Source organism: Kineosporia sp. R_H_3 (assembly GCF_002198675.1).
Lineage (GTDB): Bacteria > Actinomycetota > Actinomycetes > Actinomycetales > Kineosporiaceae > R-H-3.
Map to the genome: position 1 here is coordinate 1 of NZ_MWLL01000194.1, position 14,453 is coordinate 14,453.

General features: G+C 73.1%; 12 protein-coding genes. 6 read left to right on the top strand and 6 right to left on the bottom strand.

Features of this window, described 5'->3' with window-relative positions:
- The first annotated feature begins 318 nt into the window (after nt 1-318).
- Entirely contained in the window at nt 319-1,833 is a 1,515-nt protein-coding gene (locus ECOMGDLI_RS23865; protein WP_088319360.1) for an LCP family protein, read from the top strand.
- A gap of 85 nt (nt 1,834-1,918) precedes the next feature.
- Here ECOMGDLI_RS23865 and ECOMGDLI_RS23870 read toward each other — a convergent pair whose 3' ends face one another.
- From ECOMGDLI_RS23870 to ECOMGDLI_RS23880, 3 genes are all read right to left on the bottom strand, one after another.
- On the bottom strand, nt 1,919-3,157 hold the full coding sequence (locus ECOMGDLI_RS23870) for an NAD(P)/FAD-dependent oxidoreductase (RefSeq protein WP_088319361.1): 1,239 nt from the start codon (nt 3,155-3,157) through the stop codon (nt 1,919-1,921).
- Between the two features lie 3 nt (nt 3,158-3,160).
- Entirely contained in the window at nt 3,161-3,349 is a 189-nt protein-coding gene (locus ECOMGDLI_RS23875) for a ferredoxin (protein WP_088290534.1), read from the bottom strand.
- 93 nt (nt 3,350-3,442) lie between these two features.
- On the bottom strand, nt 3,443-4,348 hold the full coding sequence (locus ECOMGDLI_RS23880) for a catechol 1,2-dioxygenase (protein ID WP_088319377.1): 906 nt from the start codon (nt 4,346-4,348) through the stop codon (nt 3,443-3,445).
- 345 nt (nt 4,349-4,693) lie between these two features.
- Between ECOMGDLI_RS23880 and ECOMGDLI_RS23885 the strand changes: the two genes are divergently transcribed.
- From ECOMGDLI_RS23885 to ECOMGDLI_RS23900, 4 genes are read left to right on the top strand one after another with little or no spacing between them, the layout of a single operon-like run.
- Nucleotides 4,694-5,953: a glutamine synthetase family protein gene (locus ECOMGDLI_RS23885; protein ID WP_088319378.1), complete on the top strand. Its 1,260-nt coding sequence runs from the start codon at nt 4,694-4,696 to the stop codon at nt 5,951-5,953.
- A gap of 34 nt (nt 5,954-5,987) precedes the next feature.
- Complete coding sequence (locus ECOMGDLI_RS23890) at nt 5,988-7,274, top strand: cytochrome P450 (protein ID WP_088319362.1); 1,287 nt, start codon at nt 5,988-5,990, stop codon at nt 7,272-7,274.
- The gene (locus ECOMGDLI_RS23895) at nt 7,271-8,011 is read left to right on the top strand and encodes a type 1 glutamine amidotransferase (RefSeq protein WP_088319363.1); all 741 of its coding nucleotides are present in this window, start codon (nt 7,271-7,273) and stop codon (nt 8,009-8,011) included. The genes ECOMGDLI_RS23890 and ECOMGDLI_RS23895 overlap by 4 nt, the downstream gene beginning before the upstream one ends.
- Nucleotides 8,012-8,028: 17 nt before the next feature.
- A complete protein-coding gene (locus ECOMGDLI_RS23900) occupies nt 8,029-8,985 on the top strand; it encodes a hypothetical protein (protein WP_088319364.1) in 957 nt (318 codons plus the stop codon).
- 58 nt (nt 8,986-9,043) lie between these two features.
- On the opposite strand, the gene ECOMGDLI_RS23905 is transcribed toward ECOMGDLI_RS23900, so the two are convergent.
- The 3 genes from ECOMGDLI_RS23905 to ECOMGDLI_RS23915 all read right to left on the bottom strand — a co-directional run bounded on the left by ECOMGDLI_RS23905 (nt 9,044) and on the right by ECOMGDLI_RS23915 (nt 12,722).
- A complete protein-coding gene (locus tag ECOMGDLI_RS23905) occupies nt 9,044-10,132 on the bottom strand; it encodes a 2Fe-2S iron-sulfur cluster binding domain-containing protein (protein WP_088319365.1) in 1,089 nt (362 codons plus the stop codon).
- Nucleotides 10,129-11,835, bottom strand: a complete 1,707-nt coding sequence (gene hcp / locus ECOMGDLI_RS23910) for a hydroxylamine reductase (protein ID WP_088319379.1) — start codon at nt 11,833-11,835, stop codon at nt 10,129-10,131. The genes ECOMGDLI_RS23905 and hcp overlap by 4 nt, the downstream gene beginning before the upstream one ends.
- A 191-nt stretch (nt 11,836-12,026) precedes the next feature.
- Nucleotides 12,027-12,722: a Crp/Fnr family transcriptional regulator gene (locus ECOMGDLI_RS23915; RefSeq protein WP_198955136.1), complete on the bottom strand. Its 696-nt coding sequence runs from the start codon at nt 12,720-12,722 to the stop codon at nt 12,027-12,029.
- 162 nt (nt 12,723-12,884) lie between these two features.
- On the opposite strand from ECOMGDLI_RS23915, the gene ECOMGDLI_RS23920 reads away from it, so the two are divergent.
- The gene (locus ECOMGDLI_RS23920; RefSeq protein WP_158221130.1) at nt 12,885-14,390 is read left to right on the top strand and encodes an APC family permease; all 1,506 of its coding nucleotides are present in this window, start codon (nt 12,885-12,887) and stop codon (nt 14,388-14,390) included.
- The last annotated feature ends 63 nt before the right edge of the window (nt 14,391-14,453 follow it).

The window sequence follows — 14,453 nt, forward strand, 5'->3', positions numbered from 1 at the left end:
CTCCCGCTCCCCGAACCACCCCAACCGCACACCGACAAATCACAATGGTGTAGTTCGCCCACTTTCCTGTGAGCCCGTCGAAGGTCGCAACGAACCGGCGTCCCTGCGCGTCATGCCATGTGAGAATGTCTCCGCAGTCTCTCCAGTGCCGCGGGGGCGTCAGGCGGACTTACGAGCCACGATCGACCTGTCGAGGAGGAGCGCGTGACCCAGGTGGCGCCCCACTCCCATCGGTCCACCGGTGGCGAGCAGCCCCACGGCAGCGGTCGCGACTCCCGTTCGACGCGCGCCGCGGCGCCCGGCCCCTACCGTGATCTCATGACGGACGGCGGCGAGGCCCGGGGGCGTCACGCGACGACCTACGGCCAGGGCTTCGGCGGCGTGGTCCTGTGGACCGTCCTCGGCAGCTTCGTCCCGGGTGTCGGCCTGATCATGGCCGGCCGGCGCGCGCTCGGCGGCGTCGTCCTCGCGGCCAACGTGCTCCTCGTCGCCGGTGTCGGCGCGGCCCTCTACCTGGCGGGCCTGAAGGGGATCATCGACTTCGCCGCGTCGCCGAGCCGGATCGTCGTCGCCGCCGCTGTGCTCCTCGTGCTCGTGCTGCTGTGGGCGCTCGTCGTCCTCGGGACGCACGCCTCGCTGCGCCGGTACGCGCACCTCACGCTCCCGCAGCGGGTCATGTCGAGCGGCCTCGTCGTCGCCATCGTCGCGCTGGTGCTCATCCCGGCGGCGCGGGTCGCGGACTACAGCCGGATCTACAAGGACTCCGTCTCGTCGATCTTCGCCACGGGCGTCGACGACACGACGGGCAAGAACCCGAACGTCGAGAAGGCGAACCCGTGGGCGGACATCCCCCGGGTCAACGTCCTCATGCTCGGCTCGGACGCCGGCTCGGACCGCACGGGCGTGCGGACCGACACGGTCATCGTCGCGAGCATCGACACGAAGACCGGCCGCACGGTGATGTTCAGCCTGCCGCGCAACCTCCAGGGCGTCCCGTTCCCCGCGGGCACCCAGCAGGCGGCCGACTACCCGAGCGGGTACCGCTGCCCGGACCAGTCCTGCATGCTCAACGCGCTCTGGCAGTTCGGCGTCGAGCACCGGGCGCAGTACTACCCGAAGGCGAAGTCCGACTGGTCGGCCGGGTACACCGCCGTGAAGCAGGGCGTCGAGCAGACCCTCGGCCTGACGATCGACACGTACGCGATCGTCGACATGAAGGGCCTGCAGCAGTTCATCGACGCCGTCGGCGGCGTCACGGTGCCGGTCACCGAGAAGCTCGCCATCGGCGGCGCGCACGACGGCAACGGGAACGTCACCCAGTACCCGAAGGCGTACCTCAAGCCCGGGATCCAGCACCTCGACGGCTACTACGCCATGTGGTACGCCCGCTCGCGCTTCAACACCGACGACTACAGCCGGATGACGCGGCAGCGCTGCCTCATCGGGTACGTCCTCGACCAGACGGACCCGATGGACGTCCTGCGCTCGTTCCCGGGGATCGCCAAGGCCGCCAAGGGCAACATCAAGACGGGTATCCCGCTCGACAGCCTCAGCGCGTGGGCCGACCTGGCGCTGCGCGTGAAGTCCGGCGGCGTGAGCAGCCTGGCGTTCACGAACAAGGTGCTCGGCTCGACCGCCGACCCGGACTTCCCCTACATCCAGGAGAAGGTCCAGGCGGCGATCACGGCCCCGGTCAAGGCCACCGCGACCGCCACGCCGAGCGCGGGCGCCAGCCCCGGCGCGACGAAGACGCCCAAGCCGTCGGCGACCCCGGCGGAGGTCCCGGCCGGCGAGGCCGCGAGCCTCAAGGACGTCTGCGCACCGGTCGGCTGACCCCGCGACACCAAGCACGGCGACGAAGGCCCGGCCCCTCAGGGGGACCGGGCCTTCGTCGTACGGCGGTGAGGGCGGACGGCGCTCAGCGCGGCTGCAGCGCGGTGATCATCTCGGCCCGCAGCTTCATGAGGGACGGCATGAGCCCGACCCCGACGACGCCGACGAGGTCGCCGCCGCGCTCGTAGCCGGCGACGAACTCGCCGTCGAGGTCGCCCTCGAGGACCCGCACGGTGTCGGCGACACCGAGCGACCCGAACGACTGGATCCGGGCGCCGTACTGGTCGCTCCAGAACGACGGCATCGGCGCGAACGGGGCCGGGTCGAGGTCGGCGCCGGACAGGCCCGCGACGAGCGCGGGGGCGGCCCGCTTCGCGGTGTCGGTCGGGATGCTCCAGTGCTCGACGCGCCGGGGCACGTCGTCGAAGAGCGCGTTGGGGAAGCGGGCGACGTCCCCGACGGCGACGACGTCGGAGCGCGGATGACCCTCGGGGTCGAGGGCACGCATCCACCCGTCGGTGCGGACGCCGTCCGCGATGTCGAGCCCGGTGGCGGCGAGCCACTCGGTGTTGGGGACGCAGCCGAGCGCCTCGACGACGACGTCGGCGGGCAGCCGGGTGCCGTCGTCCAGGACGACCGCACCGACCAGGCCCGGGTCCGCGTCCGCACCGGTCGTCCGGGCCTCGACGACGGCGGGCAGCCGGTGCAGGTGCATCCGGACGCCGTGCGCCTCGTGCCTGCGCTGCATGGCGGCGCCGACCTCGGGCCCGAGCGGGCGCTGCATCGGGACGTCCTCGGGGGCGACGACGTCGACCTCGCAGCCCAGGCCGACCGCGGTCGCGGCGACCTCGCAGCCGATGAACCCGGCGCCGATGACGACGACCCTGGCCCCGGGCCGCAGATCGGCGCGCAGCGCGACGGCGTCCTCGAGGGTGCGGACGGCGTAGCGGCCGGCCTCGGGCGCGGGCAGGGTGAGCCGCCGCACGCGAAGCCCGGTCGCGACGACGAGGCCGTCGAAGGGCAGCACCGAGCCGTCGGCGAGGATGACCTCGCGGGTGCCCAGGCTCGCCTCGGCGACGGCGGACCCGAGGCGCCAGGTCACGTCGTCCACGCTCTTGCGCCGGCGGAACTCCAGGGCGGAGAACGCGAGGTCCCCGGCGAGCGCCTCCTTGCTCAGCGGCGGCCGGTTGTACGGCATGTGCGGCTCGTCGCCGACGACGACGACCTCACCGGTGAAGCCCGCGGCGCGCAGCCCCTCGGCCGCCCGCAGGCCGCCGAGCGAGGCCCCCGCGACGACGACGCGCTGCCCCGACGCCCCGGTCACGGCTCAGTCCTCGATCGAGATGGCCTGCATGGGGCAGACGTCAGCGGCCTCCTCGACGAGGTCGCGCTGCGACTCGTCGGCCTCGGTCTTGTAGACGAGCTTGCCGTTGTCGTCCAGCTGGAACACGTCGGGGGCGGCGTAGACGCACTGGCCGTGGTCGGCGCACAGGTCCATGTCGACGACGATCTTCACTGCGTTCTCCTCGGGGAGGCCGGATCTGATGACCGGCGGAATCTACCCGGCGCGGCGGCGCCGGTGGATCAGGGACGGTGTGAGGTTGTCGGTTCAGCCGGTCGGCGCAGCGGACCCTGCGGTCCAGCCGGCCCCGGGCCGGTCGAACCAGATGTGCACCTGGCCGGTGCCGACCGAGTTCTCGTACTCGCTGAAGCGCCGCCCGGGCGCCGTGCAGCGGCCCTCGCCGAGCGCGCCGATCATCATGAGGTAGTGCGCGAACCGGGCCTCCGGCTTGTGGCGGAGGAACTCGGGCATCGTGTCGAGCACCCGCGCGTGGTCGCCCGCGGCGAACCAGTCCATCCGCTCGACGTCCGCGGCGTAGGCCTCGGGCGTGAAGATGTGCTCGACGCCGGCGGCCTCGTGGTCGCGGATGACCTGGAGCGGCCAGAACGTGTGGCTCATGGCACCGGAGGCGAGGAGCAGGACCTTGCGGTCGGAGGCCGCGACGGCCTCGCCGATCGCCCGCCCGACGCGCAGGTTGTCCTCCGTGGTCGCCGTCTGGCAGACGCTCAGGGAGATCCAGCGCTTGTCGGGCAGGCCGCGGCCGAGGAAGTGCCAGAGGTTGACCGTCGCGTAGAAGATCGGCAGGTACTGGTCGTCGATCGGGGTGATCCACGTGCCGTTCGGCTCGGCGCGCTCCGCGATCGCCGCGGCCAACTCCGGGTCACCGGGGAAGTCGTAGGGGATCCGGCACATCCCCCGGGGCAGCTCCTCGGAGGTGAACAGGCCGGCCCGGCGGTCCTGCGCGGTGACGACGTACTCGACGGTCGTGGCCCAGTGCGAGTCGAGGACGACGACCGTGTCGTAGTCCAGGGTGTCGAAGACCTCGGTGCGCAGCCGCTCCAGACCCGCGACGAGGGTGGAGTCCTCGCCGTGGTTGAGCTCCCGGCGCGTGGCCTCCGGCAGCATGATCGTCGGTACGTGGGCCAGCAGACCGGCCCCGACCACCTCACCCATGAGCTCTCCCGTCCCGTACTGCTCGGCGCGGCGCCGGCTCGCCACCATGGTGCCGCCCGCCCGGGCGTCCCGCCCGAAGGGGCAGGACCGACACATTCATTTGGTCCCGAACGATATGTCCCGCCCGGGGCCGGGTCAAGAGCCGCCGGGACCTCCCCTGGTGCGGACCCCACGGATCACGGGACTCTTGTCGGGCCGGTTCCGGCGACGTATTGTTCGGACCCAAACAACCTCCTGGAGGCACCAGTGGCTGACCAGCCGAGCGACCGCCCCGCCGATCTCGCAGACGTGATCGAGGGCCTGCGCGCCCAGGGCGTCGACGTCGTCCGCATCTCCTACTCGGACATGATCGGCGTCGACCGGGGGCGCGACGTCCTCATCGACGAGCTGCCGACGGCGATGGGTCACGGGCTCGCCTTCTGCCGGGCGATCTTCCACACCTCGCCGCAGGGGGACGTCGTCCCGGTCGCGGGCGGTCTGGACGCCGGGCTGCCGGACGTCAACGTCCGCCCCGACCTCTCGACGCTCTCGGCGATGCCGTGGGAGGAGGGCGCCGCCTGGGCGATCGGTGACGTCCGCGGCCCCGACGGGCAGCCGCACAGCGAGAGCCCGCGCGCGGTCCTCACCCGGGTCGAACGGCTGCTCGCCGAGCACGGCGTCCGCGGCGTCGTCGGGCCCGAGCTCGAGTACTACCTGCTCGAGCCGGACGCCTCCGAGCGCGGCTGGAAGCGCTACGCCGACGCCCCGGGCAACGTCTACGTCGTGGGCTCCAAGGGCGACCCCCGCCGGCACCTCATCAAGACGCTGCGGCTGCTGCGGGACGCCGGCCTGCGGGTCACCGCGGCGAACCACGAGTTCTGCGGCGGCCAGTTCGAGATCAACCTCGACCACTCGGCCGCGCTCGACGCCGCCGACCGGTCGTTCCGGCTCAAGTCGGGGATCCAGGAGATCGCCCGCCTGGACGGTCTGCTCGCGACGTTCATGGCCAAGCCGTTCAACGACGAGGGCGGCTCGGGCTTCCACCTGCACGTGTCGTTCGTCGACGCGGACGGCACGAACGTCTTCGGCGACGCCGACGGCGAGCACGGCCTCTCCAAGCTCGGCCTGTCGGCGATCGCCGGCGTCCTCGCGCACGCGAAGGCCCTCACCGCCCTCATGAACCCGACGATCAACTCCTACAAGCGGTTCGGGCCGGACACGCTCGCTCCGTGGCTCGTCGACTGGGGGCTGGACAACCGCAGCGCCATGGTCCGGATCCCGCCGGAGCGCGGCGGCGGCTCCCGGATGGAGGTCCGCCTCGGGGACGCCACCGCGAACCCCTACCTCGCGATCGCCGGCACCCTCGCGGCGGCCTACCTCGGCATCCGCGACGGGCTCACGCCGCCGTCGGCGCTCGAGGGCTACGGGTACGACCCCGAGAACGCCGAGATGCTCCCGCAGCGGCTGCCCGACGCGCTCGACGCGTTCGAGGCCGACACCGCCCTCCAGGAGGTGCTCGGCGAGGAGTTCTGCACGTCCTTCGTGACATACAAGCGCAACGAGGTCGAGCGCTTCGAGCGGCACGTCACCGACTGGGAGTTCACCGAGTACGCGTACCACCTGTAGACGCCGTGCCCTTCACACCGGGAGCAGAGCTGACATGACCACGACGCCCGTCGCGCCGTCCGGCGCCGCCGCCGACACCGACCTCTCCGACCTCGACCTCTTCGCGCAGACCACGCCGTGGGCGGCGTTCGACAGCCTGCGGCGCGACGAGCCGGTGCACTTCAACCCCGAGCAGGGCGGCAACAAGGGGTTCTGGTCGATCACCCGGCACGCCGACATCGTCAACGTCTCCCGGGACGAGGAGACGTTCTCCTCCGAGGTCGCCGCGGTGAACCTCGAGGAGCTCGACAGCGACCAGCTCGAGATCCGCAAGTCGATGCTCGAGACGGACGGCGCCCGGCACTTCGCGCTGCGTCGCCTGCTCCAGCGCGACTTCTCGGCCCGCGCCCTCGCGCCGTACGAGACGTTCCTGCGCGGGCTCACCGCGACGACCCTCGACGCGGCCCTCGGCAAGGCGAAGGCGGAGGGCGGCATCGACTTCGTCAAGGAGGTCAGTGCCGACTTCCCGATCCGGGTGCTCGTGCGGCTGCTCGGCGTCCCGGACGACCACGCGTGGCAGCTCATCCGCTGGGGCAACCGGATGGTCGGCAACACCGACCCGGACGAGGCCGACGTCCTGCTCGACTCCCCCGAGAGCGAGCAGTACCGCAACCTGCCGTTCCGCTCGCCGGCGGCGCTGGAGGTGTTCGCGTACGGCGACGAGCTCGCCCGGCAGCGCCGCGGCGGCGACGGCGAGGACCTCGTCTCCAAGCTCGTCAACCGGGTGCCGGAGGACGGGATCCCGTTGTCCGAGCGGGACTTCCACAACTACTTCCTGCTGCTCGTCGTCGCCGGCAACGAGACGACCCGGCACACGATCACGCACTCGATGAAGGCGCTCATCGACCACCCGGAGGCGTTCGCGGCGCTCAAGGAGCGGCCCGAGCTGCTGCCGAAGGCCGTCGAGGAGTTCCTGCGCTGGGCCTCGCCGGTCTACCACTTCCGCCGGACGGCGACGAAGGACGTCGAGCTGCACGGCCGGACGATCGCCGCGGGCGACAAGGTCGTCATGTGGTGGGCGTCCGGCAACCGCGACGAGAGCGTCTTCGCCGACCCGTACCGCTTCGACGTCGAGCGCGACGCCCGCGAGCACATGGCCTTCGGCAAGGGCGGTCCGCACCTGTGCCTGGGCAACCAGCTGGCCCGGATGGAGATCCGGATCATGTTCGAGGAGATCCTGCGGCGGGTCGACTCCGCCAAGGAGCTCGAGCCGCCCAAGCGGGTGCGCAGCAACTTCGTCAACGGGTTCAAGGAGTACTGGGTGCAGGTGCAGGGCTCGTGACGCCGGGCCCGCAGACGGGCCCGCAGCGGCGGGCGCTGCTCGTCGAGCACGACCCGTACACGAGCCCGGGTCTCGTCGGCGAGGCGCTCGAGGCGCGCGGCTACGCGCTCGAGCGGCGTCTCGTCGTCCCCGAGGAGCGGTTCCACTCCCCCGGCGTCGACCACGACTTCCCCGACCCGCGGGAGTGGGACCTCGTCGTCCCGATGGGGGCGCCGTGGTCGGCGGACGACCACGCGACGATCGGCTCCTGGCTGGTCCCCGAGCTGGAGATGCTGCGGACGGCGCACACCGCAGGGGTGCCCGTGCTCGGCATCTGCTTCGGCGGCCAGGCCCTGTCGGTCGCGCTCGGCGGCGGCGTGACCCGGGCGCCCGGCTGGGAGATCGGCTGGACGGACGTCGTCACCGCGGACCCGGCGCTGGTCCCGGCCGGACCGTGGTTCCAGTTCCACAAGGACGCCATGGTGCTGCCGCCCGGTGCCCTCGAGGTCGCGGCGAACGCGCACTGCTCGCAGGCCTGGACGATGGGCCGCACCCTGGCCCTGCAGTTCCACCCCGAGGTGACGCTCGAGGTCTTCGACGGCTGGCTGGAGACCGGGGGTGCCGCGATCATGGAGGGCCTCGGGCTGGACGTCGAGGCGGTCCGGAAGGACACCGCGGACGGCGAGGACGCCGCCCGGGCGCGGACCCGGGCCCTCGTCGAGGCGTTCCTCGACCGGGTGGCCGCCCGACCGCTCTGATCGCTACCGTCCGTCCCGTGACGCCCGCCGCGACCGTGCCCGACCCGGCCGGGCTGCTGCGCGCCGCGTACGGCACCTGGGCGACCAGCCCGGTGTGGACGCTGTGGGCGCTCACCACGGCCGGCGAGCGGGTCGTGGGCGGCGTCCGCCCCGGGATGCAGTGGATCGAGGCCGGGCACCTCGACGCCGCGGTGCTCGTGGAGGGCGCGGTGGCCCGCGTGCGCGGGACGCTGCTGCTCCAGGGGCTCCTCGGGCCGGTCGAGCCGGCACGCGTCGAGGCCGCCGTCCGGGGCCGCTGGGTGACCTGCCCCGCCGAGGCCTGGTTGCGGCGGGGCGCCGACCACAGCGCGCTCGGCTGGTTCGGCAAGGGCCTCGACGGCTCGGACGACGTCCGGCTCGTCACGGCGGACGACACCGGCGGCACCCTCGTCGCCCGGCTCCTCACCCGGCGCGGCACCGTCACCGTGCAGCGCACGCGCGACGGCACGACCCGCCTCGTCCAGTGCCTGGACCGCAGCGGCTTCGTCCGGTGGACCTGGGACGACGTCCCGCTCGTCGTGCCCCGCCCCGCCCCGGACGAGGTCGTCGCGCTCGACGAGGTGCTCCGGGCGCTCGGGCCGGCGCCGGAGCCGCCGGCGCCGGGACCGGCGCATGAGTCGGCCGGTGAGCAGCCCCACGAGCAGGCCCGTGAGCCGGTCCGGCAGCCCGGGAGGGCCACCGTCGAGGTGTTCGCCCCCGACGAGCCCGGCGAGCAGTGGTCCCTCTACAGCGACGACCTCGCCGCCGTGCTCGGCGTCGAGGCCGGGCACGAGGCGCAGACGCTCGCCCTGCGGGCGCTCGCCGTGCACGTGCCGCACCTCGTGCACCTGGTCGAGGGCGACTCCTACGACACGGTCTTCTCCGCGTACGTCCCCGACGAGCGGACGGCGCGCGAGGTCGCCGAGGTGCTGCGCCGGCTCCCGGCGGGGCAGTGATCGCGGCGGTACGGAGGAGCCGCCCCGTCCACCGGGCAGGTCCTCCGCACCGCGACGATCACGCCGGGAGGTACTTCTCCGCGTGCACCTGGTCGGCGGGCACGCCGGCCGCGGCGGCCGCCGCGCACGCTGCGTCGACGAGCGCGGGCGGGCCGCACACGTAGACGTCCGGCCACTCGGGCCCGGCCGTTCCGCCGAGCACCGCGAGGTCGCGGGCCAGCGCGTCCACGGGTGTGCCCGCCGTGCCGGTCCACGTGCCGTCCGGCCGCCACACGCACGGCTCGAGGACGGCGCCCGGGAGCAGGTCGAGGGCCTCGGCGAGCTCCGGGAGCAGCGCGAGGTCCGGCAGCTCCGCGGCCGTCGTCACGCCGAGGTAGAGCCGCACCGGCTGCGGGTCGCCCCACTCGGCCATCCGGCGCACCATCGACGCGAGCGGGGCGAGCCCGGTGCCGCCGGCGACGAGCCAGCGCGGCCGGATCCCGTTCTCCCGCAGACCGAACGCGCCCTGCGGGCCGTGGACGACGAGCCGCGCACCGGCCGGACCGGTCGCCAGCCAGCCCTCGAGGACCTCGCTGAACCAGCCGCCCGGCTGGAGCCGGACGAGGAGCTCGACCTCGCCGTCCCAGTTCGCGACGTTCGCCAGCGAGTACGCCCGGCGCGGCTCCTGCCCGGGCAGCGACACCTCGACGAACTGGCCGGGCTCGAACTCGACCCCGGCGCCGCTCACGTCGTCCGGGTCGAGGTGCAGCCGCACCCGGACCGTCCGGCCGTCCGGGCTCACCGGCTCGACGGCGACGACGCCCGCGCCGCGCTCGGGGATGCTCCCCCGGATGATCCGGGAGTCCTCGCAGCGCAGCGCGACCGCGAGCGGCTCGCGCGGGTAGGTGCGGCACAGCAGGGCGCCGCCGTCCGCCGCCGCCCCGGGCGGCAGCGCCTCCGCGCTGTGCGGCCCGACGTCGTGCGCGCCCTCGACCGTGGCGTAGCAGGCCCCGCAGGTGCCCTTGCGGCACAGCGACGGCAGCACGTAGCCGGCCTCGGCCGCGGCGGCGAGCACGTCCGTGCCCGGCGCGCAGCCGACGTCGATCCGGACGCCGTCCGTCGTCGTGAGGGTCACGGGCAGCGTGTCGGTCAGGACGTCCGACGTCACGCGAGGCACTCCGCGAGGTCGGCGGCCGGGTCACCGACCGGCGCCAGCGCGAACTGCTCGACGAGGACGCCGACGAGGGCCGGCGTGAGGAACGCGGGCAGCGTCGGGCCGAGCTTGATGTCGCGGATCCCCAGCGCCAGCAGGGTGAGCAGCACCGCGGCGGCCTTCTGCTCGAACCACGACAGCACGAGGGACAGCGGCAGGTCGTTGACCTCGCAGCCGAACGCCTCCGCGAGCGCGACCGCGACCTTGATCGCCGAGTAGGAGTCGTTGCACTGGCCGACGTCGAGCAGCCGCGGCAGACCGGCGACGGTGCCGAAGTCATGGTCGTTGAAGCGGAACTTCGCGCAGCCGAGCGTCATGACGACGGTGTCCGCCGGCGTCGCCGTCGTGAAGTCGGTGTAGTAGTTGCGCCCCGGCGCCGCCCCGTCGCAGCCGCCGACGAGGAAGAAGTGCGTGATGGCACCGTCCTTGACGGCCTGGACGACGGCGTCGGCGGCACCGAGGATCGCGTCCCGGCCGAAGCCGATCGTGAACGGCTCGAGGTCGCCCGCGGCGTCCACGTCGGTGAACCCGGGCAGCGCCAGGGCGGCCTTCACCGCGAGCCGGAAGTCCGTCGGGCCCTCGTGCCCGCCGATCGGCGCGGACGAGCCGGCCGCCGGGCCGATGTGCCGGACGCCGGGCCAGCCGACGGGCCCGGTCGTGAAGATCCGCGACCGGTACGCCGGCTGCGGCTCGATGATGCAGTTGCTCGTCATGACGATCGCGCCCGGGAACCGGGCGAAGTCGACCTGCTGGTCCTGCCAGGCGCCGCCGTAGTTGCCGGCGAGGTGCGGGTACGCCTTGAGCAGCGGGTAGGCGTGCGCCGGGAGCAGCTCGCCGTGGGTGTAGACGTTGATCCCGAGGTCCTTGGTCTGCTCGAGGATCGCCGCGAGGTCGCGCAGGTCGTGGCCGCTGACGAGGATCGCCTTGCCCGGCAGCGGGACCCGGCGGACGGCGGTCGGCTCCGGGGTGCCGTACGTGCCGGTGTTGCCGGCGTCGAGCAGCTCCATGACCCGCAGGTTGACCCGGCCCAGCTCGAGCGAGCGCTCCAGGAGCGCGGGGACGTCGGTCGGCGCGGAGGCGAGGAAGTCCAGCGCCGACTCGACGGCGGCGAACACCGCGGGGTCGGTCTGCCCGAGCACGGCGGCGTGGTGCGCGTAGGCGCAGACGCCCTTGAGCCCGTAGAGGACGAGGGCACGCAGGCCGACGACGTCGTCCCCGACGGTCTCGGCACCGGCCCGGACGCCGACCTCGGCGGCCTGCAGGAGCATCGCGTCCATCGTCGCGGCGGGCACGAACGCGGCGGGCCCGGCCGGGGCCTCGGCCGTGACGCCCTGCGCCGCCGCCGCGGCCTCGTACGTCGCGCGCACCCGGTCGCGGACCTTCGCCGCCTCGGTGACGAGCTGGACGAACCGGGTCGCGGTGAAGTTGACGTTCGTCAGGGTCGTGAACATCGCGTAGAGCACGAAGTCGGCGGCGGCGTCGTCCGGCGCACCGAGCGCCCGCGCCCGGGTGCCGTACTGCGCCACGCCTTGCAGGACGTGGATGAGCAGGTCCTGCAGGTCGGCGGTCGTCTCGTCCTTGCCGCAGGTGCCGTGGTCGACCTGGCAGCCGAGGAGCGGGAGCGAGCGGTCGGTCTGTTCGCACTGGAAGCAGAACACGTCGGGGCCTTCCGGTCGGTGGTGCCGCACGGGCACGCGTCGTGGCCGGGCACACGGAGCAGTGCCCGGCGCGGGCATGGACCGGACGCTAGGCAGCCGCCGCAGGGCGTTCCTTGACGCAGGTCAAGGGCGCCGGGCGGACGCCGTCCGCCCGCCGTCGCGGCCGTCGCCGGCGGGACCGAGGTCCTGCCTCAGGCGCCGGACCAGGCCGCGAGCCGGGCCAGGTCGGGCAGCGTGACCTGCCGGCCGTCGACGTCCGCGAGCCCCTGCTCGACGAGCGACCGGAGCACCCGGGAGAAGGTCTCCGGGGTCAGGCTCAGCCGGGAGGCGAGCACGGCCTTGCCGGCCGGCAGCCGGACGACGGCCGACCCGCCGCCGCGCAGCGTCGCGTCGTCCGGCGCGGCCTCGGCGAGCAGGAAGGCGATGACCCGCTGGGTGCCGGAGTGCAGGGCCATCGCGCTGACGTCGGCGACCATCGTGTGCAGCCGCACGGACATCCCCGCGAGCATCCGCCGGGCGAAGGTCGGCTCGGCGTCGATGAGGTCGAGAACGGTGCGCCGCGGCACCGACAACAGGTCCGACGCGACGAGGGCGGTGGCCGTCACCGGGTAGGGCCGGTCGGCGAACATCACGCCCTCGGCGAAGGTCTCGCCGGCGCCGATGATCTCGAGCACCTTCTCGTTGCCCTCGGCGGAGGTGACCGCGAGCTTGACCTGGCCGCGCAGGACGACGAAGAAGCCGGTGCACTCGTCGCCCCGGTGGAAGAGCACCTCCCCGCGACCGAGCGCGACGGGCACCGCGGCCGCCGCGAGAACGGCCAGCAGATCGGCGCTGACCTGCGAGAACAGCGGGAGCCGGGCCAGGACCGCACCAACCGACGACGTCACCGTCAGGATTCTTCCAGCCGAATCCTCGGCACAAAAAGGGCGTAGCGCAGATTTCCGGACGCAAACCTTCTCAGACTCTGGTCGGCGTGACCTTGGTCCCCCTAGAGTCGGCGCGCTGGTCATGGGGGCCCAAACGTGTTTTCCAGGGAAGGACAAACGAGCGTGTCTCAGTACGACACCGACGACGCACCCCGGCTCGGGGGTGCTCAGAAGCTCAGCCTCCTCGACGCGGTCGCGCAGTCGATCGGCTTCGTGGGGCCTGTGTTCTCCATCGCGTTCCTCGTGCCGCTCCTGGTCGGCCTGACCTCGGCCAGCGGCCGGGGCGCCGGCGACGCCGCGCCGCTGGCCGTCGTCCTCGCCTCGATCGGTGTGCTGGCGCTCGGCTGGATCATCTCCGAGTACGCCCGCCGGATCTCGGCCGCCGGATCGCTGTACGACTACATCAGCGACGGCCTCGGCAGCCGGGTCGGCGGCACCTTCGGTCTGCTCTACTACGTCGGCATCCTGGCCCTGGGCTCCGGCCTGGCCGTGATGATCGGCGGCACGATCCACGACACCCTCGACGCGGAGTTCGGCAGCGCCGTCCTGCCCGAGGGCCTCTGGGACCTCGTCGTCATCGGGCTCGTCGGCGCCATCCTCTACTTCGGGGTGGCGTTCTCGACCCGGGCCCAGCTCGTGCTGGCGCTGCTGTCGGTCGCGACGGTCTTCGTCTTCTCGCTGTACGTCATCGTCAAGGTCGGCGGCGACAACGACCTCGGGCGCGCGCTCAGCCCGTCGTCGTCCGAGACCGGCTTCTCCGGCGTCCTGTTCGGGGTGCTCTACGGCGTGCTCCTCTTCACCGGGTTCGAGACCTCCGCGAACCTCGGCGAGGAGACCGAGCACCCCAAGCGCGACATCCCTCGGGCCGTGCTCATCAGCGTGCTGCTCGTCGCGGGCTTCTACTTCATCGCCACGTACGCGCAGGTCGCCGGCTTCCGGTTCGACCTCGGCGCGATGGGCGACGCGGCCGGGGGCCCGCTGTTCGCGCTCGCGAGCAGCGCCGACGACGGCGGCTTCGGCTCGACGGCCGTCCGGCGGCTCCTCGAGCTGGTCGTCGTCCTCGACATGCTCGCCGTCCTCATCGGCTGCGCCGTCGCCGCGTCGCGCGGCCTGTTCGCCCTCGCCCGCGACCGCCGCCTGCCGTCGGCGCTGGCGAACGTCTCGCCGCGGAGCACGCCGCTCAACGCGACGATCGTCGTCCTCGGCCTCTACCTGCTCACGACGGCCGTCACCCTTTGGGTGCCGGGCTTCGTCGAGCTGACCGGGCCGGACGGGGCGCCGCTGGGGCTGCCGCACTACGTGTCGGTCTTCTCGTGGATGGCGGCGCTCGGCGGCTTCGCGCTCGCGCTGATCTACCTCGTGCTGTCGGTCGGTGCCGTCCGCGGTCTGGCGGACCACGCGCAGCCGTGGAAGGTCTACCTCGCAGTGTTCGTGAGCATCCTCGTCACCGGCGCGGCGATCTTCGGCGCGATCTACAAGGTGCCGACGCCGACGATCTACGTCGTCTGGACGACGCTCGCGGTCTTCGTCGTCAGCCTCGTGCTCACCTTCGTGTCCCCCGGCGTCGAGCCGACCGGTCACGAGTGGGACGACCTCAACCCGGCCGACCAGGGTCCGCAGAAGCTCTGACGAGCACGGACGACGGCGCCGCCGGACCCGCTCGGGTCCGGCGGCGCCGTCGTTCCCGGCGAG